Below are 22,689 nucleotides of genomic sequence, written 5' to 3' on the forward strand. Positions count from 1 at the left end.
TTTCGGTGCATGTCGTACTCGCCGGCGGCGGGACCGCCGGCCACATCGAGCCGGCACTCGCGCTCGCCGACGCCCTGCGCCGGCAGGACCCGGCCGTGGGCATCACCGCACTGGGCACCGAGCGCGGACTGGAGACCAGGCTCGTGCCCGAACGCGGCTACGAACTCGCCCTCATCCCCGCGGTGCCGCTGCCGCGCCGGCCCACCCCCGAACTCATCACCGTGCCCGGGCGGCTGCGCGGCACCATCAAGGCCGCCGAGCAGGTACTCGAACGCACCAAGGCGGACTGCCTCGTCGGCTTCGGCGGCTACGTCGCCCTGCCCGGCTACCTCGCCGCCAAGCGCCTGGGCGTGCCGATCGTCGTCCACGAGGCCAACGCCCGCCCGGGCCTGGCCAACAAGATCGGCTCCCGCTACGCGCACACCGTGGCCGTCGCCACCCCGGACAGCAAGCTGCGCGACGCCCACTACATCGGCATCCCGCTGCGCCGGTCCATCGCCACGCTCGACCGGGCCGCCGCCCGCCCGGAGGCCCGGCACGCCTTCGGCCTGGACCAGAACCTGCCGACGCTGCTGGTCTCCGGCGGTTCCCAGGGCGCCCGGCGGCTCAACGAGGTGGTGGCCGCCGTCGCCCCGCGGCTCCAGCAGTCCGGAGTGCAGATCCTGCACGCGGTCGGCCCGAAGAACGAACTGCCGCAGTCCGACAACATGCCCGGGATGCCGCCGTACCGGCCGGTGCCGTACCTCGATCGGATGGATCTCGCCTACGCCGCCGCGGACATGATGCTGTGCCGGGCCGGTGCGATGACCGTCGCCGAACTCTCCGCGGTCGGGCTGCCCGCGGCGTACGTGCCGCTGCCGATCGGCAACGGCGAGCAGCGGCTCAACGCGCAGCCGGTGGTCCGGGCCGGCGGCGGACTCCTCGTCGACGACGCGGAACTGACGACGGACTGGGTGCTGGGCCAGGTGCTGCCGGTGCTCACCGACCCGCACCGGCTGTACGACATGTCCCGCGCCGCCGCCGAGTTCGGCCGCCGCGACGCGGACGACCTGCTGGTGCGCATGGTGTACGAAGCGGTGGCCGCCCGGCGCTGACGCCGCTCCCGCCGCCGCGCGTTGCCGCGGCCGCGGGCCGACACGTTGCAGGATAGGGGCATTACCGCCCACATCGGAGGCCGAGATGACCCGACTCGCATCGCCCGGCGCGAGCCGTGTGGAGGGCGGGCCGCGCCCGTCCAGCCGGACGGATTCCGGGAGTTCCCGGGTGCGCCGCCGGCGCCGCGCCCTGCTGCTGGGGCTGGTCGCGCTGACCGTGGTCGGCGGGGGCGGCGGCTATCTGGTCTACGGCTCCCCGCTGCTGCGGGCCGAGCACGTCAAGGTCAGCGGTAATTCCGTATTGACCGATGATCAGATCGTCGGTGCGGCGAAAGTCCCCCTCGGCGGCGCCCTGTTCTCCGTGGACACCGGCGCCGTCAGCAGACGCCTCACCGCCGCGCTGCCGCGGATCGACCATGTGGCGGTGGAGCGCTCCTGGCCGCACACCGTGCGGTTGAGGATCACCGAACGCACCCCGTCGGCCGTCCTGAAGAACGGCACCCGGTACACCGAAGTCGACCGCGGCGGCGTCCGGTTCGCCACCGTGGCGAAGGCCCCCCGCGGCGTTCCGCTGATCCAGTTGGCCGCCCCGCGCGCGGCCAGCGTCCGCCAGTTCGGCACCAAGGGACTGCTGCGCGCGGCCATCGAGGTCTCCGCCGATCTGCCGCGTGCCCTGAACGGCCACGCCACCGCGATCCGGGTGCGCTCCTACGACGGCATCACCGTCGAACTCTCCGGCGGGCGCGAGGTGGTGTGGGGGAGCAGCACGGACGGCGCAGCCAAGGCCCGCGTGCTCACCGCACTGATGAAGGCGCAGCCCGACGCGACGCACTACGACGTCAGTGCGCCCACCGCCCCTGCCGCGTCAGGGAGTTGACGCGGCGCCGGCCAAGCGGGACAAGGCGTGCGGCCCCGGCTACGCAACGGACAGCGTGATCACATAGGGTGAAAAGAAAAACGGGAGGTTCGGCGTGTTCGTTGAACCGCCACCGCTTGTCGACTTAGTGTCTCGTCCCAAGGGAACACATGGGACCCGCTTACGGCTAACCCTAAACCTCAGCGTTAGGGTTCGTCCCGGCATCGGCGAGCGTAACCGACCGTCCCACCGATTCGTAACTCGAGGCGAGAGGCCTTCGACGTGGCAGCACCGCAGAACTATCTCGCAGTCATCAAAGTCGTCGGCATCGGCGGCGGTGGCGTCAACGCCATCAACCGGATGATCGAGGTCGGTCTCAAGGGCGTCGAGTTCATCGCGATCAACACCGATGCACAGGCCCTGCTCATGAGCGACGCCGACGTCAAGCTCGACGTCGGCCGCGAACTGACCCGGGGCCTCGGTGCGGGCGCCAACCCCGACGTCGGCCGCAAGGCGGCGGAGGACCACCGCGAGGAGATCGAAGAGGTGCTCAAGGGCGCCGACATGGTCTTCGTCACCGCGGGCGAGGGCGGCGGCACCGGCACCGGTGGCGCCCCCGTCGTGGCCAACATCGCCCGCTCGCTCGGCGCGCTGACCATCGGTGTGGTGACCCGCCCCTTCACCTTCGAGGGCCGGCGTCGCGCCAACCAGGCCGAGGACGGCATCGCCGGCCTGCGCGAGAACGTCGACACCCTGATCGTGATCCCCAACGACCGGCTGCTGTCGATCTCCGACCGCCAGGTGAGCGTCCTGGACGCCTTCCGCTCCGCGGACCAGGTGCTGCTGTCCGGTGTGCAGGGCATCACCGACCTGATCACCACCCCGGGCCTGATCAACCTCGACTTCGCCGACGTCAAGTCGGTGATGTCCGAGGCGGGTTCGGCGCTCATGGGCATCGGCTCCGCCCGCGGCGACGACCGCGCGGTCGCCGCGGCCGAGATGGCGATCTCCTCGCCGCTGCTGGAAGCCTCCATCGACGGCGCCCGCGGTGTGCTGCTGTCCATCTCCGGCGGCTCCGACCTCGGCCTGTTCGAGATCAACGAAGCGGCCCAACTGGTCAGCGAGGCCGCCCACCCCGAGGCGAACATCATCTTCGGCGCGGTCATCGACGACGCCCTCGGCGACGAGGTGCGGGTCACCGTGATCGCCGCCGGCTTCGACGGCGGCCAGCCGCCCACCAAGGGCGGCCGGGAGAAGCTGGTCGGCGGCTACACCGCCCGCGAGGACTCCGGCAGCGGCACCGGCCCCTCCGGCGCCGGCCGCGCCGCCGGCTCCGACGCCGGCCGGCCCACCTCGTCGTTCACCGGCATCGGCAGCGTGCCGGCCCCGCCGGCCGAGCGCGACCCGGAGCCGGAGAGCGAGCCGGTCGCCGAGACTGCCCCGACCCCGGTCGGCCCGCTGGTCCCGCCGGCCCGGCCGTACCAGGACCCGGCCGTCGAGGAACTCGACGTCCCCGACTTCCTGAAGTGACCGCCCGGCAGTGATAGGACACAGCACGACCGTGGGCGGCGCGCACTTCGCCTTCACCGACCGGTGGGGCGGGGTGAGCGCCGTTCCGTATGACAGCCTCAACCTCGGTGGCGCGGTGGGCGACGAGCCGGCCGCCGTCCTGGCGAACCGGGACCGCGCCGCGCGGGCGCTGGGCCGCGACCCCGCGCGCGTGGTGTGGATGCACCAGGTGCACGGCCGCGACGTCGTCGCCGTCGACCGCCCGTGGGGCGACCGGCCGGCGCCCGCCGCCGACGCCGTCGTCACCACCCGCGCCGACCTCACCCTCGCGGTGCTCACCGCCGACTGCGTGCCGGTGCTGCTCGCCGACCCCGACGCCGGGGTGGTCGCCGCCGCGCACGCCGGGCGCCCCGGCCTGCTGGCCGGCGTGGTGCCGGCGGCCGTGGACGCGATGGTCGAGCACGGCGCACGCCGGGAGCGGATCAGCGCACTGCTCGGCCCCTCGGTGTGCGGTAAGTGCTATGAAGTGCCCGCCGCGCTCCGGAGCGAGGTCGCGGCCGCCGTGCCCGAGTCGTACGCCGAAACGAGCTGGGGTACGCCCGCGCTCGACGTGGGCGCCGGAGTGACCGCCCAACTCGCGCGCTGCGGCGTACGGGTGGTCGAGGGGCCGGCCGTCTGCACGCGGGAGTCCGCGGACCACTTCTCCTACCGCCGCGACCGCACCACCGGTCGGCTGGCCGGCTACGTCTGGTGCGACGGCGGACCTGCCGGCGCTGCCGGCGCGGGCGCCCCGGCGCCGGAACGGACCGGGTGAACGCGCGTGCCCAGCAGAGTCGAACAGATCTCCGTGAACCTCGCGGCGGTGCGCGACCGGATCGCGCGCGCGTGCGACGCGGCCGGCCGCGGCCGCGACGAGGTCACCCTGATCGTGGTGACGAAGACCTATCCGGCCGAGGACGTCCGCACGTTGGCCGGGCTCGGCGTCCGGCACGTGGCCGAGAACCGCGACCAGGACGCCGCGCCCAAGGCGGCCGCCTGCGCCGAACTCCCGCTGACCTGGCACTTCGTGGGGCAGTTGCAGACCAACAAGGTGCGCTCCGTGGTCCGTTACGCTGACCATGTGCACTCGGTCGACCGCCCCCGCCTGGTCGCCGCGCTGTCCGGCGCGGCGGTGGCCGCGGGCAGACCGCTCGGCTGCCTGGTCCAGGTCGCCCTGGACGCCGAGTCCGGCGACCGCGGCGAGCGCGGCGGGGTGGCTCCCGACGCGGTGGGCCCGCTCGCCGACGCCATCGCCGCCGCCGACGGGCTGCGGCTCGACGGCGTGATGACCGTCGCCCCGCTCGCCGGCCGGTACGCCGGCCAACCGCGGGCGGCCTTCGATCGGTTGGTGGAAATCTCATCCCGCCTGCGCGAGACGCATCCGGCTGCGAACATGGTCTCGGCAGGGATGAGTCAGGATCTCGACGAAGCGGTGGCGGCCGGAGCGACACATGTACGCGTCGGTACGGCGGTACTCGGAGTCCGTCCCGGGCTCCGGTAACGTCACCAAACAAGTCGGACCACAGCATAAATATGGTGTGGCGGCCGCCGAGGCGGCGGCCGCGGACCGAACCCCCGCTGAGAGGACGCAGAGCATGGCCGGCGCGATGCGCAAGATGGCGGTCTACCTCGGCCTCGTGGAGGACGACGGGTACGACGGGCCGGGTTTTGACCCTGACGACGAGTTCGAGCCCGAGATGGCCGCGCCGCCCAGCGGTCGCGCCGACCCGGAGCCCGAGCACGTCGCCCCCCGCCGACCGCACAGCCAGCACGTGGCGCCGAGCCCGCAGCCGCAGGACGAACCCCCGCGACTGGTACATGCCCCGGCGCCGCGCGAACCGCGGATCGCCCCAGTGGCATCCATCACACCCGAACGCCAGAACCTGGAGAAGAACGCACCGGTGATCATGCCCAAGGTCGTGTCAGAGCGGGAGCCGTACCGGATCACCACGCTGCACCCCCGGACCTACAACGAAGCCCGTACCATCGGGGAACACTTCCGCGAAGGCACCCCGGTGATCATGAACTTGACGGAGATGGACGACACCGACGCGAAGCGACTTGTCGACTTTGCCGCCGGTCTGGTCTTCGGCCTGCACGGCAGCATCGAGCGGGTGACGCAGAAGGTCTTCCTGCTCTCGCCTGCTAACGTCGATGTCACGGCGGAGGACAAGGCTCGCATCGCCGAGGGTGGGTTCTTCAACCAGAGCTAGCCTGAACCTGGTCTGACCAGGCAGAACGCAACCGCACGACATGTAGGACCCGGTCGGCAGGCCGATGGATGAGCAGGGGAGAGGGAAGCGCGATGAATGTCGCACTCCAGGTGCTGTACATCGCGCTGTACTGCCTCCTGTTCGTGCTCATCTTCCGTTTGGTGATGGATTACGTCTTCCAGTTCGCCCGTTCATGGCACCCTGGGAAGGCGATGGTGGTCATCCTGGAGGCCGCCTACACTGTCACCGATCCGCCACTTAAGCTTCTGCGGCGTTTCATTCCGCCGCTACGTCTCGGGGGCGTGGCGCTCGACCTGTCCTTCTTCGTATTGATGATCATCGTATACATCCTGATCTCCGTCGTCGGGGGTCTGATGTGAACGGTGCGGGCTCCCGATATGTCGACGATCACGTTGAGGTGAAGAGATGCCGCTGACCCCCGAGGACGTTCGGAACAAGCAGTTCACGACCGTCCGCCTCCGAGAGGGCTATGACGAGGACGAGGTCGACGCCTTCCTCGACGAGGTGGAGGCGGAGCTGACCCGACTGCTCCGCGAGAACGAGGACCTGCGGGCCAAGCTGGCCGCCGCGACTCGGGCCGCCGCTGCCAACCAGCAGCAGCAGTCGCAGCAGAACATGCGCAAGCCGGAGCAGCAGGATCGTCCGGTGCCCGCCGCCATATCCGGTCCGCAGCCGGTGCAGCAGCAGATGCCGCAGCAGCAGGTGGGTCCGCCCCAGCTGCCGGGCGGCGCGCCGCAGTTGCCGGCTGGACCGAGCGGCCAGCAGCAGCACGGGCCCGGCCCGATGCAGCAGATGGGCCAGCACCCCATGCAGCAGGGCCCCGGCCCGATGGGGCAGATGGGCGGCCAGCACCCGATGCAGCAGGGGCACCCCATGCAGCAGCAGGGTCCCGGCGGCATGCAGGGCCCCGGCGGCCCGGGCATGCAGGGTCCCGGCGGTCCCGGTGGACCGGGTATGCAGGGCCCCGGCGGCCCCGGCCCGATGGGCCAGCACCCGATGCAGCAGCAGGGCCCCGGTGGCGACAGCGCCGCCCGCGTCCTCTCGCTCGCCCAGCAGACCGCGGACCAGGCCATCGCCGAGGCGCGCTCCGAGGCCAACAAGATCGTCGGTGAGGCGCGCAGCCGCGCCGAGGGCCTGGAGCGGGACGCCCGCGCCAAGGCCGACGCGCTGGAGCGGGACGCCCAGGAGAAGCACCGCGTCGCGATGGGCTCCCTGGAGTCCGCGCGGGCCACGCTCGAGCGCAAGGTCGAGGACCTGCGCGGCTTCGAGCGGGAGTACCGCACCCGGCTGAAGTCCTACCTGGAGTCGCAGCTGCGCCAGTTGGAGAACCAGGCGGACGACTCGCTCGCCCCGCCGCGGACCTCCCCGCCCGCGCCGTCGCTGCCCTCCGCGCCCTCCATGGGCGGCGGGTCGATGGGCGGCAACAGCTCCATGGGCGGAATGGCGCCCGCGGGTGCCGGTGCGTCCATGGGCCACAGCGGCTCCGGCGGACCGTCCTACGGCGGCGGCGCGCAGAACGGCGCCATGAGCAACGCGGCGATGGGCAACGGCGCCATGAGCAACGGCCACACGCCCGGCCCGACGTACGGCGGCCAGCAGCAGATGTCGCCCGCGATGACCCAGCCGATGGCACCGGTGCGGCCCCAGGGCCCGCAGCCGTTGCAGCAGGCGCCCACGCCGATGCGCGGGTTCCTCATCGACGAGGACGACAACTGAACAGTTAGGTCGGCGCGGTAGCGCCACCCGTCCAGCACGACGAAGGTCCGGGCCCCCGGGGAAACATTTCCCCAGTGGGGCCCGGACCTTTTTGCCGTTTCCTGTCCGCCCGCCTGCTTGCCGAGGGCACCGCGAGCCGCCCCTCGAGGGTGGCGGGCACCCTCAAGAGGCGGCGGGGACCTGCGCGGTCAGGCCTTGTGCAGGTGGAAGACCAAGGTGAGCGGCTCGTCGGTGAAGGCGGGGCCGAAGTCGGCGGTGGGCGCGCCCTGGGCGAAGTCCACGGCGAGCACCTCCTCCGCGATCAGCCCGGCGTGCGTGGTCAGGGCGGTGACGACATCGGCGTCCCGCGCCGACCAGCGCACCGCGATGCGGTCGGCGACGTCCAACCCGGACTGTTTGCGGGCCTCCTGGATCAACCGGATCGCGTCCCGGGCGAGCCCGGCGAGCCGCAGCTCCGGCGTGATCGCGAGGTCGAGCGCGACGGTCGCACCGGAGTCCGAGGCGACGGACCAGCCCTCGCGCGGGGTCTCCGTGACGATGACCTCCTCCGGGGACAACTCCACCGTCTCCCCGTCGACCTGCACGCTGGTGGCGCCCCGCTCCCGCAGCTCGGCCGCGAGCACCGCGGCGTCCGCGGCGGCGACCGCGGCCGCGACCGCCTGCACCCCCTTGCCGAACCGCTTGCCCAGCGCCCGGAAGTTCGCCTTGGCGGTGGTGTCCACCAGCGACCCGCCGACCTCGGCGAGCGCCGCCAGCGAGGAGACGTTCAGCTCCTCCGCGATCTGGTCCCGCAACTCGGCCGGCAGCGTGCCGAAGCCGCTCGCCGCCACCAGCGCCCGGGACAGCGGCTGCCGGGTCTTGACCCCGGACTCCGCGCGGGTGGCGCGGCCGAGTTCGACCAGCCGGCGCACCAGCCGCACCTGCTCCGACAGCTCCGGGTCGATCCGGTCGGCGTCGGCCACCGGCCACTGCGCGAGGTGCACCGAGTCCGGGGCGTCGGGCACCACCGGGACCACCAGGTCCTGCCAGACCCGCTCGGTGATGAACGGCACCAGCGGCGCCATCAGCCGGGTAAAGGTCTCCAGCACGTCGTGCAGGGTGCGCAGCGCCGCCGCGTCACCCTGCCAGAACCGCCGCCGGGAGCGCCGTACGTACCAGTTGGACAGGTCGTCGACGAACGCGGAGAGCAGCTTGCCGGCCCGCTGGGTGTCGAAGTCCTCCAGCGCCTCGGTGGTGTCGCGCACCAGCGCGTTCACCTCGCCGACCAGCCAGCGGTCCAGCAGCGGCCGGTCCGCCACCGCCGGGTCGGCCGCGGACGGCGCCCAGTGGGAGGTGCGGGCGTACAGCGCCTGGAAGGCGACGGTGTTCCAGTAGGTGAGCAGCGTCTTGCGCACCACCTCCTGGATGGTGCCGTGCCCGACCCGGCGGGCCGCCCACGGCGAGCCGCCCGCCGCCATGAACCAGCGCACCGCGTCCGCGCCGTGCTGGTCCATCAACGGGATCGGCTGGAGGATGTTCCCCAGGTGCTTGGACATCTTGCGGCCGTCCTCGGCGAGGATGTGGCCCAGGCAGACCACGTTCTCGTAACTGGACCGGTCGAAGACCAGGGTGCCGATCGCCATCAGCGTGTAGAACCAGCCGCGGGTCTGGTCGATCGCCTCGGAGATGAACTGCGCGGGGTAGGTCCGCTCGAACAGCTCCTTGTTGCGGTACGGGTAGCCCCACTGCGCGAACGGCATCGACCCCGAGTCGTACCAGGCGTCGATCACCTCCGGCACCCGGGTCGCGGTCGCCCGGCAGGTCGGGCAGGGGAAGGTGACCGCGTCGATGTACGGGCGGTGCGGGTCGAGCCCGGACTGGTCGGTGCCGGTCAGCTCGGTCAGCTCCGCCCGCGAGCCGACGCAGGTGAGGTGGCCGTCGGCGCAGCGCCAGATGGGCAGCGGAGTGCCCCAGTAGCGGCTGCGGGACAGCGCCCAGTCCACGTTGTTGTCCAGCCAGTCCCCGAAGCGGCCGTGCTTGACGGTCTCCGGGTACCAGTTGGTGCGCTCGTTCTCCCGCAGCAGCGCGTCCTTGACCGCGGTGGTGCGGATGTACCAGGACGGCTGGGCGTAGTAGAGCAGCGCGGTGTGGCAGCGCCAGCAGTGCGGGTAGCTGTGCTCGTACGGCAGGTGCCGGAAGAGGCGGCCGGCCGCGTCGAGTTCGGCGACCAGCGTCTCGTCGGCCTTCTTGAAGAACACCCCGCCGACCTTGGGCACGTCCGGCTCGAAGGTGCCGTCCGGGCGGACCGGGTTGACCACCGGCAGGTCGTACGCGCGGCAGGTCTTCAGGTCGTCCTCGCCGAACGCGGGGGACTGGTGCACCAGACCGGTGCCGTCCTCGGTGGTGACGTACTCGGCGTTGACGACGAAGTGCGCGTCGGGGATCTCGACGTAGTCGAACGGGCGCCGGTAGGTCCAGCGCTCCATCTCGCGCCCGGTGAAGGTCTGCCCGGTGGCCGTCCACCCTTCGCCCAGCGCCTTGCCGAGCAGCGGCTCGGCGACGATCAGCTGCTCGGTCCCGTCGGTGGCCACCACGTAGGTGACCTCGGGGTGGGCGGCGACCGCGGTGTTGGAGACCAGCGTCCAGGGGGTGGTCGTCCACACCAGGAGCGCGGCCTGACCGGCCAGCGGCCCCGAGGTGAGCGGGAAGCGCACGTAGACCGACGGGTCGACGACCGTCTCGTACCCTTGCGCGAGCTCGTGGTCGGACAGCCCGGTCTGGTCGCGGGGGCACCAGGGCGCGACCCGGTAGTCCTGGACGAGCAGGCCCTTGTCGAAGATCTGCTTCAGCGACCACCACACCGACTCGATGTACTGCGGGTCCATGGTGCGGTAGGCGTCGTCGAGGTCCACCCAGTAACCCATGCGCGTGGTCAGCTCGGTGAAGGCGTCGGTGTGGCGGGTCACCGAGGCACGGCACTTCGCGTTGAACTCCGCGATGCCGTACTTCTCGATGTCCTGCTTGCCGGTGAAGCCCAGCTCCTTCTCCACCGCCAGCTCGACCGGCAGGCCGTGGCAGTCCCAGCCGGCCTTGCGGGTCACGTGGTGGCCCTGCATGGTCTTGAAGCGCGGGAAGACGTCCTTGAAGACCCGGGCCTCGATGTGGTGGGCGCCGGGCATGCCGTTGGCGGTGGGCGGGCCCTCGTAGAAGATCCAGTCGGGGCGGCCCTCGGACTGCTGGACCGAACGGGCGAAGGTCTTCCGGTCGCTCCACAGCTCCAGCACCTCGCGTTCGAGGGCGGGCAGGTCGACCTGGGCGGGCACCTGGCGGTACTGCGGCTGGCTCATCAGGGGTTCTTCCTCCGGCGGACGCTTGGCGCTGGTCGCGTTCTTCCGTCGGAGGGACGAGAACCCGTGCCGGCGCTCCCGCGGTACCACCCTCCTTGGCGGTGTCCGGGCCCGTACGGGACCCACCGCCCCCTCATTGGGGTCGCGAGGCCGGTTCTACCAGCAGACGGGCGGTGCGCGCCCGTGGGCCTTCTTCCGGCGGCTCCGGGGTGATCTTCACACCGCGCACGCCCCCGGGCTTCCACCGTCCCCGGGTCGCTCATGGCTGCGTGCGGCGCTACTCGTCCCATCCACGCCTTTCGCTGCGCCCAGTGTACGGGCCCGCGCGGCGCGCCCGCGCACGGTTTTCGCCCGCGCCGAGGGGCGCGCCCGGGGGCGCGGGCACTGACCCTGATGGCGGCGTTTGTTCCAGGATGCGGCATGGTTCGCGGCTCGCGGCGGAATACCTGACCGTGAGCTGGGCACAACGGATGCAGACCGGTTCCCGCCGAAGGGGCCGGTCGGCCCGGCAGCGCGCCCCGTTGCCGCGGGTCGGTGCCCGATTTACCGTTTCCGGCACGATTCGCGAACGAGATCACTGAGGTGAAGGGGCCGCGGCCATGGTCGTCAAGAAGTCCGCCGAGACCGCGGCGGTGAAGCAGCCCGCGGCCGGGAAGACGCCCGCGAAGAAGGCCGCGGCGAAGAAGGCAGCGAAGAAGGTGGCGGCGAAGAAGACGGCGGCCGGCCGGACCGCCGCCGAGAAGGCCGCGGTCAAGAAGGCACCGGCCAAGAAGGCACCGGCCAAGAAGGCGGCCGCCGCCGGGAAGACGGCGGCGAAGAAGACAGGAGCCCGCAAGGTGGCAGCTAAGAAGACCGTGGCGAAGGCGGCCGACTCCGCGGTGCCCGCGGCGCGGATCGCGGCGGAGCCCGGCAGCCTCGCGGTGCTGCCCGGCGAGGACCCGTGGACCCCCGAGGAGATCGAGGAGGCCCGCGCGGAACTGCTCGCCGAGGTGGAGCGGCTCCGCACGGAGATCGCCTCCTCCGAGGCCGCGGTGGCCGGGCTGCTGCGGGACTCCGGCGACGGCGCGGGCGACGAGGCCGACACCGGGTCCAAGAACATCACCCGCGAGTCGGAACTCGCGCTCGCCGCGAACACCCGGGAGATGCTCACCCAGGCGGACCACGCGCTGCGCCGCCTCGACGAGGGCACCTACGGGCTCTGCGAGGTCTGCGGCAAGCCCATCGGCAAGGCCCGCATGCAGGCGTTCCCCCGCGCGACCCTCTGCCTGGACGACAAACAGCGCCAGGAGCGCCGTTAGCTTCTGCGGGCGGCGGGGCCCGACCCCCCGGGTGCCCCTGTGCTGCCGGTTCCGGGACCTCTCGGTCCGCGGTGGCTGGTCGCGCAGTTCCCCGCGCCCCTGCGGGCGCGACCAGCCCACCACCGGGAGGTGGTCCCGGAACCGGCAGCACGGGGCAGCCCGGGGGGTCGGGCCCCCTTGGTACCCTCGCACCGAGGGTCGGGCACACACAGCTAGGGACTGACGTGACGGAAGCGGAGCGCACCATCGCCACACCGGAGACACCGGACGGGGACGCGGGTGCGGAGGAAGCCGCGCCGGCGTCCCCGCGGGGGCGGCGGCGGGTGGCGGTGCTGATAGGTGTCGCCGCGCTCGCGTACCTGCTGGACCTGCTCTCGAAGCTGTGGGTCGTGCACAGCCTGGAGCACCACGCCCCGATCGACGTGTTCGGCCACTACCTGCGGCTGGACGCCATCCGCAACGCGGGCGCCGCATTCGGCATGGGCCAGGGCATGACCGTGGTGTTCACGGTGATCGCGGTGGGCGTGATCGTGGTGATCGCCCGGCTGTCGCGCCGCCTGTACAGCGTGCCGTGGGCGATCGCGCTGGGCCTGCTCCTCGGAGGGGCCTTCGGCAACCTCACCGACCGGGTCTTCCGCGCGCCCGGCGGCTTCCAGGGCCGGGTGGTGGACTTCATCGCGCCCGAGCACTTCGCGATCTTCAACCTCGCCGACTCCGCGATCACCTGCGGGGGCGTCCTGATCGTGCTGCTGTCCTTCCTCGGCATCGAGCCCGACGGCAGGCGCCAGCAGCGCGAGGACGACGGCCCCCAGGACTGACCTGCGGGCACTTCGGCCGCGCCGCGTCCGGCATACTCGACCGGGTGAGTACGCTTCCCGAGGTCCGCTCCCTGCCCGTGCCCGACGGCTTGGAGGGCGAGCGCGTCGACGCCGCCATCTCCCGTATGTTCGGCTTCTCCAGGACGAAGGCGGCCGAGCTCGCCGCGTCCGGGAAGGTGTCGATCGACGGTGCCGCGGCCGGCAAGTCCGAGCGGGTGCACGGCGGGGCGTGGCTGGAAGTGGAGATGCCGGCGCCCCCGGCCCCGGTGCAGATCGTCGCCGAGCCCGTCGAGGGCATGGAGATCGTGCACGACGACGACGACGTGGTGGTCGTCGTCAAGCCGGTCGGCGTGGCCGCGCACCCCAGCCCCGGGTGGACCGGGACCACCGTGATCGGCGGGCTGGCCGCCGCCGGGTACCGGATCTCGACGTCGGGCGCCGCCGAGCGCCAGGGCATCGTGCACCGGCTGGACGTCGGCACCTCCGGGCTGATGGTCGTGGCCAAGTCCGAGCGGGCGTACACCCGGCTGAAGCAGCAGTTCCGGGACCGGGTGGTCGACAAGCGCTACCACGCCCTGGTGCAGGGCCACCCGGACCCGATGAGCGGCACCATCGACGCGCCGATCGGCCGCCACCCCACCCACGACTACAAGTGGGCGGTCGTCGCCGACGGCAAGCCGTCCGTGACGCACTACGACCTGATCGAGGCGTTCCGCTCCGCGAGCCTGCTCGACATCAAGCTGGAGACCGGCCGCACCCACCAGATCCGAGTGCACATGTCCGCGCACCGCCACCCCTGCGCCGGCGACCTCACCTACGGCGCGGACCCGACGCTCGCCAAGCGGCTGGGGCTGACCCGGCAATGGCTGCACGCGGTACGGCTGGGCTTCGAGCACCCCGCCGACGGCGAGTGGGTCGAGTTCGAAAGCACATACCCGGCAGACCTCCAGGCCGCGCTGGACGTGGTGCGGGCCGACAGCCAGTAGCCGCGTGGCAACCTAGCGGCGTGGACCAACTCGCGCTGTTCTTCGCGATCATGCTGGCCGCGATCGTCATGGTGCCCGTCGCGGACCGGGTCGGGCTGCCCTCGCCGGTGCTGATGACCGTGGTGGGTGGCATCCTGGCGCTGATCCCGCAGGTGCCGAACATCCAGATCAACCCCGATCTGATCCTGCCGCTGGTGCTGCCGCCGCTGCTGTACGCGTCGGTGCAGCGCACGTCCTGGCGGCAGTTCGCGGCCAACCGGCGGGCGATCTTCCTGCTGGCGGTCGCGCTGGTGTTCCTCACCACCGCCGCCGTCGCGGCCGTCGCCGACGTGGTCGTGCCTGGGATCACCCTGGCCGCCGCGGCCACGCTGGGCGCCCTGGTGGCGCCGCCGGACCCGGTCGCGGCGACCGCGGTGGCCGGCAGCCTCGGCCTGCCCCGCCGGATGATCTCCATCCTGGAGGGCGAGGGGCTCTTCAACGACGTCACCGCGATCGTGCTCTACCACGTGGCCGTCGCCGCGGTGGTCTCCGGCCACTTCTCGCTGCCGCACGCCATCCTGGAGTTCGTGCTGTCCGCGGTGGTCGCGGTCGCCGTCGGGCTGGCACTCGGCTGGGGCGCCAACAAGCTGATGGGCGTGGTCGGCGACGCCACCTTGCAGATCGGCCTGTCGCTGCTGGTGCCCTTCGCCTCCTACACCATCGCCGAGGGGCTGCACGGCTCCGGGGTGCTGGCGGTGCTCACCGCGGCGCTGTTCCTCACCGAGTACGCCTTCGAGGCCGACGACGTCTCCGCGCGGCTGGCCGGCAACACGTTCTGGGAGATCGTCGACACCCTCGTGACCGGCATCGCCTTCGGGCTGATCGGCCTGGAGATGCACCACGTCTTCAGCGCCGCCGCCGGGAACTGGGGGCCGCTGCTGCGCGACGCCGGGCTGATCGTCGCGGTCGTGGTCGGCATCCGGCTGCTGTACCTGCTGCCCGCCGCGGCCATCGCGAAGCGGCTGCACACGCTGCGGGACATGGACGAGGACATCCCGCTGACCTGGCGGGAGACGGTCACCATGTGGTGGGCCGGGATGCGCGGGGTCGCCTCGGTCGCGCTCGCGCTGGCGATCCCGCTCACCACCGACCACGGCGACCCGTTCCCCGCCCGCGCCCAACTCCTGTTCATCGCCTTCTCCGTGGTGCTGGTCACTCTCGTGCTCCAGGGCCTCACCCTGCCCTGGCTGGTGCGCAGGCTCGGGGTCAGCGCGGACGTCGAGGAGGAGCACGACCAGGAACGGGCGCTGGCGCTGCGCGCGATGAAGGCCGCCCGGCGGCGGCTGAAGGAGATCGAGACCTCCGAGACGCTCGACGAGGAACTCGCGGAGATGCTGTACCACCGGGCGATGGACCTCGGCGCCCGGATCTCGCCGGACGTCATCGACGACGAGCGGCGCGAGAGCCACGCGGGGCGGGCCAAGCGGATCAAGGCGCTGCGCCGTATCCAGGACGACATGCTGTCCGCCGCCCGGCACGAGGTGCTCTCCGCCCGCAGCGAGCCCGGCTCCGACCCCGAGATCGTCGACCGGGTCCTGCGCCACCTCGACCTGCGCTCCATGCGCGGGGCGTAGAGCGCCGGGGGAGGAGCCGTACCTACTCGGCGGTGGGGTCCGGCGCGGGGTCCTGCATCTGGAGGTTGACGCGCGGCAGGGCGTAGGGGTGTTCGGCGCGCAGCCAGTCGAGCAGCTGCTCGCGGATGTGGCAGCGCAGCGCGAAGATGTCGCCGGCGTCCTTGGCGGTGACGACGGCGCGGACCTGGACGGTGCTCGGGGTGGTGTCGAGCACCACCAGGCTCCAGGCGCGGCGGTCCCACTCCGGGGCCTGCTCCAGGATCTCCAGCAGCCGCTTGCGCATGAGGTCCATGGGCGCGGAGTGGTCGAGGTGGAAGATCACCGCGCCGGTCATCCGCGGGTCGCCGCGCGACCAGTTCTCGAACGGCTTGCTGGTGAAGTACGACACCGGCATGGTGATCCGCCGCTCGTCCCAGGTGCGGACGCTGAGGAAGGTGAGCGTGATCTCCTCGACCTCGCCCCACTCGCCGTCGACCACCACGGTGTCGCCGATCCGCACCATGTCGCCGAAGGCGATCTGCAACCCGGCGAAGAGGTTGCTCAGCGTGGACTGGGCCGCGACACCGGCGACGATGCCGATGATGCCGGCCGACGCCAGCACCGAGGCGCCGACGGTCCGCATCTCGGGGAACGTGAACAGCATCGAGGCGACCGCGATCACCCCGACGATCGCGGTCAGCACCCGCTGGATGAGGGTGAGTTGGGTCCGCAGCCGGCGGATCTTCGGCACGCTGTGCGCGGTGGCGGCGTACCGGGCGTAGGAGGAGTCGATGACGGCGGCGGCGACGCGGACCACCAGCCAGGCGGACGCGGCGATCAGCACCAGGGTGAGCGCCTGCCCGATGGAGGCGGCGTGCTGGTCCTCGAAGTGCGCGGCGTGGTAGGCGCCGCGCAGCAGCGCGGTGCACAGCACCACCTGCGAGGGCAGCCGGCAGCGCCGCAGCAGGTCCCACAGCGGGGTCTCCGGGTGCCGCGCGTCGACCGAGCGCAGCGCCCGGTCGCCTATCCAGCCGAGCAGCACCGTCAGCACGACCGCGGCGCCGACCACCACGATCGGCCGCAGCATGCTCTCCATGCCCACCACCTGTTTCAGTTCCTGTCCGTCGGCGGCCCCGTAAGGCACCTGTGTACGGCGTCCGGCCCGCCGCTGGCAACTGGCACCATGGGTGGTGTACCCGACGGACCGTGAACGAAGGCCCCTTGTGACATCTCACACGATCGTGCTGCTGCACTCCACCTACGGGCTGCGGCCCGCCGTCCACACCGCCGCCGAGCGGCTGCGCGCGGCCGGGCACGAGGTGTACGTGCCGGACCTGTTCGACGGGCGGACCGCCGACAGCGTCGAGGAGGGCCGGGAGATCGCCGACGGGATCGGCAACGACGAGCTGCTGCGCCGGGCGATCACCGCCGCCGCGCCGCACTCCGAGCAGGGCCTGGTCTACGCGGGCTTCTCGGTCGGTGCCGCGCTCGCGCAGAACCTCGCGCTCGGCGACGAGAAGGCCCGCGGGCTGCTGCTCCTGCACGGTACCTCGGACATCGCCGACGGTGCGGCGACCGACATCCCCGTGCAGCTCCACGTCGCCGACCCGGACCCGTTCGAGACGGAGGACTGGCTCAACGCGTGGTACCTGCGGATGCGGCGGGCGGGTGCCGACGTCGAGGTCTTCCGCTACCGCGGCGCCGGCCACCTCTACACCGACCCCGACCTGCCGGACTACGACGAGCAGGCCGCCGAGGCCACCTGGTCCGTCGCCCTGGACTTCCTCCGCGACCTCTGACCCGCCCCGGGCCGCCCGGGTGCGCGGCCCCGCAAGCCTGCGGCCTGCGGGGCCCGCGGCCCGCTACTTCAGGTCGGCCTTGATGCCGGCCTGCACCGTGGCCACCTTCACGCCGTTGACGTCCACGTTCTTGCCGTTGACGTGCACGGTCGGGGTGCCGGAGATCGAGTTGTTGTCGAGGTACTTCTCGAACGCGGCGCTGGTGTCCAGCGCCCACTTGTCGTAGGTGCCGTTGTTCACCGCGGTGGTGAACTTGGTGTTGCCCTTCAGGGCGGGCACCTTGGCGGCGACCTTGAGCAGGTAGGCGTTGTCGTTGAACTTGTCGGTGGTCTCGTCCGGGTGGTACGTCTTCGAGTACAGCAGGGTGTGGTACTGCTCGAACGCGTCGGTCGACACGTTGAGGGCCGCGCCCAGCGCGCTCAGGGCCCGCTTGGAGCCGGTGCCGCCGAGGTTGGTGTCCAGGAACGTGCCCATGTGCAGCACGATCTTGTAGTCGCCGTCGGTGGCGCCCTTGAGTACCGCGGCGCCGGACTCCTGTTCGTAGGCGGCGCAGTACGGGCAGCGCATGTCCTCCCACTCCTCGACGGTGTTCTTGTTGTTCGCGTCGCCGAGGGTGATGGTGGTGCCGTTGGTGCCCGAGGTGTTGGCCGGCTTGACCAGGGTCTTCTTCGCCGCCGCGCTCCAGTAGCTGGGCTTGTTGGCGTTGTTGACGGCCACGGCTATGCCGCCCGCGGCGGCCAGCACCACCACGACACCGGCGGCGACCAGGACCTGGCGGCGCACCTTCGCGCGCTTCGCCTCCTTCTCGCGCTGGACGCGCAGCCGCTCGCGGGCGGCGGCCTTGCTCTGCTTGCTGTTCCTGCTGCTCATGGCTGGGTGACTCCGTGGGGATGACGCGTGACGCACGCGTGGCTGTGTGATGGGGACATACGGATCGGTCCGGCCGCCTGTTCAGGCCGTTGCGGCCGTTGCGGCCGTCCGAGCCGTTCAGGCGGCGAGCGCGAGCGGAGGTCCCCGGCGTACGACGGAGTGCAGCAGTGGCCGGGCGGCCAGCCGGCCGGCGGCCGGGGCGGCGGCGCGGACCCGGCCGGCGGTGGCGCCGGTGAGGGCGGCGACGGCGCCGGCGGCGAACAGCAGCGGGCGGAACGCGGCGACGGCCACCGCCCGTAGCACGCGGTGCACCGCGGCTTCGCCGCGCCGCAGCCACCAGGACGCGGCCAGGCCGACGCAGACGTGCACGGCCAGCAGCAGCCACGGCAGGGCCGACGTGCCGGTGTGGACGGCGGCGGCCTGCGCGGGGGAGACCTCGGGCAGCCTGGCGCCGACCTGGCCGTGGCAGACGACCGCCTCGTGCAGCGACCGCCACGAACCGGTGACCGGGCCGCCGTCGGGCCCGTAGCAGGACTGCTGGCCGGAGGTGAAGACGGTGTCCACGGCCAGTTCCAGCGGCACCATCATCCCGCTGATCGCCCAGAACCCGCGCTCGCGCCGGCCCAGCGCGTAGGCCAGCGCGAAGACGGCCGCGAAGGCGGCGAGGACGACGGTCAGCGGCAGCGGCCGGTGGGCCATCAGCACATGGGAGGTGGAGGAGAGCGTGACGCAGAGCGCGGCGAAGAGGGCGGCGCGCGCCGCCCTCAGCCGCGGACGTATCTCGCCCATGGTCTCCATGGGCACAGAGTGTGCCACGCGAACCTGTATGCGTGACTTAAAGGTCGGATAACAACACGAAGACAGTGCGGGCGCGCCGGGGGCCGGGGCTCCCGGCGCGCTCACTGCGGGTGGCGGCTAGGCGACGCCGAGCCAGACCTCGGCGCCGAAGGAGACCTTGATCTCGGAGGCGACCGTGGTGGGGTCGACGAGGAAGCCGAGTTCGTAGACGGTGGTCTTCTGCGGGCCGGCGACGCGGGCGCGGACCGGGCTGTCGCCGGGGTGCGAGGACAGGATGCGGCGCAGTTCGCTGATCGCGTCCTGGCGCAGGATCTTGTGCTCGCGGAAGGACAGCTGCACCGGCGGCTTGCCGCCGCTCTCCGCGGAGGAGACGTCCAGCTCGGCCAGCTCCGAGCCGATGATGTTCATGGTGCCGTCGCGGTCCTGGGCCCGGCCGGTGATCGAGACGACGCTGTCGGGGATGAGCGCGTGGCCGACGAGCTGGTAGGTCGCGGGGAAGAAGCAGACCTCGATACTCGCGTCACGGTCGGCGAAGGTGACCGCGGCCCACGCGTTGCCCTGCTTGGTCATCTTGCGGTCGACGCCGGTGATGAGCCCGGCGACCTTCACCGGCCGCTCCTGGCCGGAGGCCAGCAGCTCGGCGAGCGTGGTGTCGCGGTTGCGGGCGAGGATGTGCTCGGTGCCGTCCAGCGGGTGCGCCGAGACGTACAGGCCCAGCATGTCCCGCTCGATGGCGAGGAGTTGCTTGCGCGGCCACTCCGTCTCGGGGATCGCGAAGTCCAGCCCGAAGGTCTGCACGTTCTCGTCGGGGCCGCCCAGGCTCGCGAAGAGGTCGTCCTGGCCGTACGCCTCGGCCTTCTTGACCGGCACGATCGCGTCGACGGCGTCCTCGAAGACCGCGGACAGCCCCATCCGGGTGTGGCCGAGGGAGTCGAACGCGCCCGCCTTGATCAGCGACTCGATGGCCCGCTTGTTCAGGACCGGGATGCTCACCTTGTCCAGGAAGTCGGCGAACGAGGTGAACTGGCCCTTGGACTTGCGCGCCGAGATCAGCGCCTCGATCACGCCCTCGCCGACGTTCCGGACGGACTTCAGCCCGAACCGGACGTCCTCGCCGACGGCGGTGAACTCCGCGACGGACGCGTTCACGTCGGGCGCCAGCACGTTGACCCCGCTCTTGCGGGCGTCGGCGAGGTAGATCGCCGCCTTGTCCTTGTCGTCCCCGACCGAGGTGAGCAGGGCCGCCATGTACTCGGCCGGGTAGTTGGCCTTGAGGTAGGCGGTCCAGAAGGACACCAGTCCGTAGCCGGCGGTGTGCGACTTGTTGAACGCGTATCCCGAGAACGGGAGCATGACGTCCCACAGCGCCTTGATGGACTCCTCGGAGTACCCGTTGTCCCGCATGCCGCCGTGGAACTTCTCCCACTCCGCGGCCAGCACCTCGGGCTTCTTCTTGCCCATCGCGCGGCGCAGCAGGTCGGCGCCGCCGAGGGTGTAGCCCGCCAGCTGGCGGGCGATGGCCATGATCTGCTCCTGGTAGATCAGCAGGTGGAAGGTGTTGCCGAGGATCGGCTCCAGCGCGTCCTTCAGCTCCGGGTGGATCGGCTCGACCGCCTGCCGGCCGGTCTTGCGGCTGGCGTAGTTCATGTGCGCGTTGGCCGCCATCGGGCCCGGCCGGTACAGCGCCAGGGCCGCCGCGATGTCCTCGAACCGGCTCGGCTCCATCGCCTTGAGCAGGGTCCGCATGCCGCCGCCGTCGAGCTGGAAGACGCCGAAGGTGTCGCCGCGGGCGAGCAGCGCGTAGGTGTTCTTGTCGTCCAGCGGGATGTTCTCGGTGCTCAGGTCGACCCCGCGGTTCTCCCGCACGTTCTGGATCGCCTGGTCGATCACGCCCAGGTTGCGCAGGCCCAGGAAGTCCATCTTGACCAGGCCCATGGACTCGCACGACGGGTAGTCGAACCCGGTGATCTTCGTGCCGTCCTTCCGCATGTGCAGCGGAATGCGGTTGGTCAGCTTGGTCTTCGACAGGATGACCGCGGCGGCGTGCACACCGGTGTTGCGGATCAGGCCCTCGACGCCCTTGGCGCTGTCGACGACCTTCTTGACGTCCGGTTCGTTCTGGTAGAGCGTCCGGATCTCGCCGGCCTCGCCGTACCGCGGGTGCTCGGGGTTGAAGATGCCGTCGATCGGGATGCTCTTGCCCATCACGTCGGCCGGCAGCGCCTTGGTGATCCGCTCGCCGTGCGCGAAGGGGTAGCCGAGAATCCGCGACGTGTCCTTGATCGCGTTCTTCGCCTTCAGCTTGCCGAAGGTGTTGACCAGCGCGGTGTACTCGTCGCCGTACTTCTCCACCACGTAGGCGACCATCTGGTCCCGCTTGCGGTCGTCGAAGTCGAGGTCGACGTCCGGCGGGTTGATGCGCTCGGGGTTGAGGAACCGCTCGAAGAGCAGGCCGTGCTCCAGCGGGCACAGCTCGGTGATCCGGGTCGCGTAGGCGACGATCGAACCGGTCGCCGAGCCGCGGCCCGGGCCGACCGGGATCTTGTTGTCCCGCGCGTACCGGCAGATGTCCGCGACCACGAGGAAGTACGACGAGAAGCCCATCGGACCGATGACCTTCATCTCGGTCTCGAAGCGCTCCAGCACCTCCGCCGGGATCGGGTCGCCGTAGCGCATCGCCAGGCCCTTGAGGACCTCCTTGCGCAGCCAGGACTCCTGCGTCTCGCCCTCGGGGACGTCCGGGTACTGCGGCATCTCGTCCTCGAGGTCGAAGACCTCGTCGTACGACTCGATGCGCTCGGCGATCAGCAGCGTGTTGTCGCACGCCTCCGGCAGCTCCCGGAACAGCTCCCGCATCTGCGCTGCGGTCTTGAGGTAGTAGCCGGTGCCGTTGAACTTGAAGCGGTTCGGGTCGTCCTTGTTCTTGCCGACGCCGATGCACAGCAGGTTGTCGTGCGCGTCGGCGTGCTCCTCCAGGACGTAGTGCGCGTCGTTGGTGGCCAGCAGCGGGATCTCCAGCTCCTTGGCCAGCCGCAGCAGGTCGCCGCGGACGTTCCGCTCCAGGTCCAGCCCGTGGTCCATCAGCTCCAGGAAGTAGTTCTCCTTGCCGAGGATGTCCTGGTAGGAGGCGGCGACCTTCTTCGCCTCGTCGTACTGGTTCAGCCGCAGCCGGGTCTGGATGGCGCCCGAGGGGCAGCCGGTGGTGCCGATGATGCCGCCGGCGTGCTCGGAGATCAGCTCCATGTCCATGCGGGGCTTGCCGGCGGGGAACTGCCCGGTGTAGCTGGCCTCCGTCGACAGGTAGAACAGGTTCCGCAGGCCCTCGACGTTCCGCGCCCACATCGTCATGTGGGTGAAGCGGCCGCCGCCGGAGACGTCCTTGCTCCCCTCGCCGTCGTCCGACATCGCCCGCTGGCCGCCCGGGCCCCAGAACTCCTGCTTCTTGTACCGGCGGTGCGACGGCGCGACGTACGCCTCGATGCCGATGATCGGCTTCACGTCGTCGAAGCCCTTGGCGACCTGCTGGAACTCGTACGCACCGAACATGTTGCCGTGGTCGCTCATCGCGATGGCGGGCATGCCCTGCCGTGCGACCTCGGTGAACATGGGCTTCAGGCGCTGGGCGCCGTCGAGCATCGAGTACTCGGTGTGGTTGTGCAGGTGAACAAAGCTGTCGGCCACCGGGCTGGCACCTCCAGGACGGTCGAGGGGGAGGGCTCCACCCTAGTCCGCCCCGCCCACACGACGCCGAACG

The 22,689-nt window shown here is 71.4% G+C and carries 18 protein-coding genes; 13 read left to right on the forward strand and 5 right to left on the reverse strand.

Translation table 11 applies throughout. From position 1 onward, the window contains the following. The first annotated feature begins 5 nt into the window (after positions 1 to 5). The 8 genes from murG (at position 6) to AC3ERT_RS06650 (ending at position 7,448) form a co-directional block, all read left to right on the forward strand. Entirely contained in the window at positions 6 to 1,094 is a 1,089-nt protein-coding gene (gene murG / locus AC3ERT_RS06615) for an undecaprenyldiphospho-muramoylpentapeptide beta-N-acetylglucosaminyltransferase (RefSeq protein WP_335973811.1), read from the forward strand. A gap of 85 nt (positions 1,095 to 1,179) precedes the next feature. Further along, positions 1,180 to 1,971, forward strand: coding sequence for a cell division protein FtsQ/DivIB (locus AC3ERT_RS06620; protein WP_435133144.1), 792 nt, complete (start codon positions 1,180 to 1,182; stop codon positions 1,969 to 1,971). 261 nt (positions 1,972 to 2,232) lie between these two features. Continuing rightward, a complete protein-coding gene (ftsZ, locus tag AC3ERT_RS06625; protein WP_435133141.1) occupies positions 2,233 to 3,480 on the forward strand; it encodes a cell division protein FtsZ in 1,248 nt (415 codons plus the stop codon). 10 nt (positions 3,481 to 3,490) lie between these two features. After that, positions 3,491 to 4,273, forward strand: a complete 783-nt coding sequence (gene pgeF / locus AC3ERT_RS06630) for a peptidoglycan editing factor PgeF (RefSeq protein WP_435173155.1) — start codon at positions 3,491 to 3,493, stop codon at positions 4,271 to 4,273. A gap of 6 nt (positions 4,274 to 4,279) precedes the next feature. Beyond that, positions 4,280 to 4,999, forward strand: a complete 720-nt coding sequence (locus AC3ERT_RS06635) for a YggS family pyridoxal phosphate-dependent enzyme (protein ID WP_435133136.1) — start codon at positions 4,280 to 4,282, stop codon at positions 4,997 to 4,999. A 94-nt stretch (positions 5,000 to 5,093) separates the two neighbouring features. Beyond that, the gene (locus AC3ERT_RS06640) at positions 5,094 to 5,711 is read left to right on the forward strand and encodes a cell division protein SepF (protein WP_335973794.1); all 618 of its coding nucleotides are present in this window, start codon (positions 5,094 to 5,096) and stop codon (positions 5,709 to 5,711) included. A gap of 92 nt (positions 5,712 to 5,803) precedes the next feature. Beyond that, positions 5,804 to 6,091, forward strand: a complete 288-nt coding sequence (locus AC3ERT_RS06645) for a YggT family protein (RefSeq protein ID WP_335973791.1) — start codon at positions 5,804 to 5,806, stop codon at positions 6,089 to 6,091. A 46-nt stretch (positions 6,092 to 6,137) separates the two neighbouring features. After that, positions 6,138 to 7,448: a DivIVA domain-containing protein gene (locus tag AC3ERT_RS06650; protein WP_435133132.1), complete on the forward strand. Its 1,311-nt coding sequence runs from the start codon at positions 6,138 to 6,140 to the stop codon at positions 7,446 to 7,448. Positions 7,449 to 7,636: 188 nt separating this feature from the next. On the opposite strand, the gene ileS is transcribed toward AC3ERT_RS06650, so the two are convergent. Continuing rightward, a complete protein-coding gene (ileS, locus tag AC3ERT_RS06655; RefSeq protein WP_435173157.1) occupies positions 7,637 to 10,774 on the reverse strand; it encodes an isoleucine--tRNA ligase in 3,138 nt (1,045 codons plus the stop codon). A gap of 599 nt (positions 10,775 to 11,373) precedes the next feature. Here ileS and AC3ERT_RS06660 point away from each other — a divergent pair. The 4 genes from AC3ERT_RS06660 (at position 11,374) to AC3ERT_RS06675 (ending at position 15,489) form a co-directional block, all read left to right on the forward strand. Further along, the gene (locus AC3ERT_RS06660; protein ID WP_435173159.1) at positions 11,374 to 12,072 is read left to right on the forward strand and encodes a TraR/DksA family transcriptional regulator; all 699 of its coding nucleotides are present in this window, start codon (positions 11,374 to 11,376) and stop codon (positions 12,070 to 12,072) included. A gap of 224 nt (positions 12,073 to 12,296) precedes the next feature. After that, complete coding sequence (gene lspA, locus AC3ERT_RS06665) at positions 12,297 to 12,890, forward strand: signal peptidase II (RefSeq protein ID WP_335973780.1); 594 nt, start codon at positions 12,297 to 12,299, stop codon at positions 12,888 to 12,890. A gap of 44 nt (positions 12,891 to 12,934) precedes the next feature. Then, the gene (locus AC3ERT_RS06670; RefSeq protein WP_335973776.1) at positions 12,935 to 13,876 is read left to right on the forward strand and encodes an RluA family pseudouridine synthase; all 942 of its coding nucleotides are present in this window, start codon (positions 12,935 to 12,937) and stop codon (positions 13,874 to 13,876) included. 20 nt (positions 13,877 to 13,896) lie between these two features. Next, on the forward strand, positions 13,897 to 15,489 hold the full coding sequence (locus tag AC3ERT_RS06675; RefSeq protein ID WP_335973772.1) for a Na+/H+ antiporter: 1,593 nt from the start codon (positions 13,897 to 13,899) through the stop codon (positions 15,487 to 15,489). A gap of 22 nt (positions 15,490 to 15,511) precedes the next feature. Here AC3ERT_RS06675 and AC3ERT_RS06680 read toward each other — a convergent pair whose 3' ends face one another. Further along, positions 15,512 to 16,564, reverse strand: coding sequence for a mechanosensitive ion channel family protein (locus AC3ERT_RS06680; protein WP_435133123.1), 1,053 nt, complete (start codon positions 16,562 to 16,564; stop codon positions 15,512 to 15,514). Positions 16,565 to 16,691: 127 nt separating this feature from the next. Between AC3ERT_RS06680 and AC3ERT_RS06685 the strand changes: the two genes are divergently transcribed. After that, complete coding sequence (locus tag AC3ERT_RS06685; protein WP_335973764.1) at positions 16,692 to 17,267, forward strand: dienelactone hydrolase family protein; 576 nt, start codon at positions 16,692 to 16,694, stop codon at positions 17,265 to 17,267. A 63-nt stretch (positions 17,268 to 17,330) separates the two neighbouring features. Here the strand turns inward: AC3ERT_RS06685 and AC3ERT_RS06690 are convergent, their stop codons facing one another. The 3 genes from AC3ERT_RS06690 to dnaE form a co-directional block, all read right to left on the reverse strand. After that, positions 17,331 to 18,137: a thioredoxin domain-containing protein gene (locus AC3ERT_RS06690; protein WP_335973761.1), complete on the reverse strand. Its 807-nt coding sequence runs from the start codon at positions 18,135 to 18,137 to the stop codon at positions 17,331 to 17,333. A gap of 117 nt (positions 18,138 to 18,254) precedes the next feature. Next, positions 18,255 to 18,935, reverse strand: a complete 681-nt coding sequence (locus tag AC3ERT_RS06695) for a hypothetical protein (protein WP_435133118.1) — start codon at positions 18,933 to 18,935, stop codon at positions 18,255 to 18,257. Positions 18,936 to 19,052: 117 nt separating this feature from the next. After that, the gene (gene dnaE, locus AC3ERT_RS06700; RefSeq protein ID WP_335973752.1) at positions 19,053 to 22,616 is read right to left on the reverse strand and encodes a DNA polymerase III subunit alpha; all 3,564 of its coding nucleotides are present in this window, start codon (positions 22,614 to 22,616) and stop codon (positions 19,053 to 19,055) included. Between the last annotated feature and the right edge of the window lie 73 nt (positions 22,617 to 22,689).

This window comes from Actinacidiphila sp. bgisy145 (assembly GCF_057708125.1).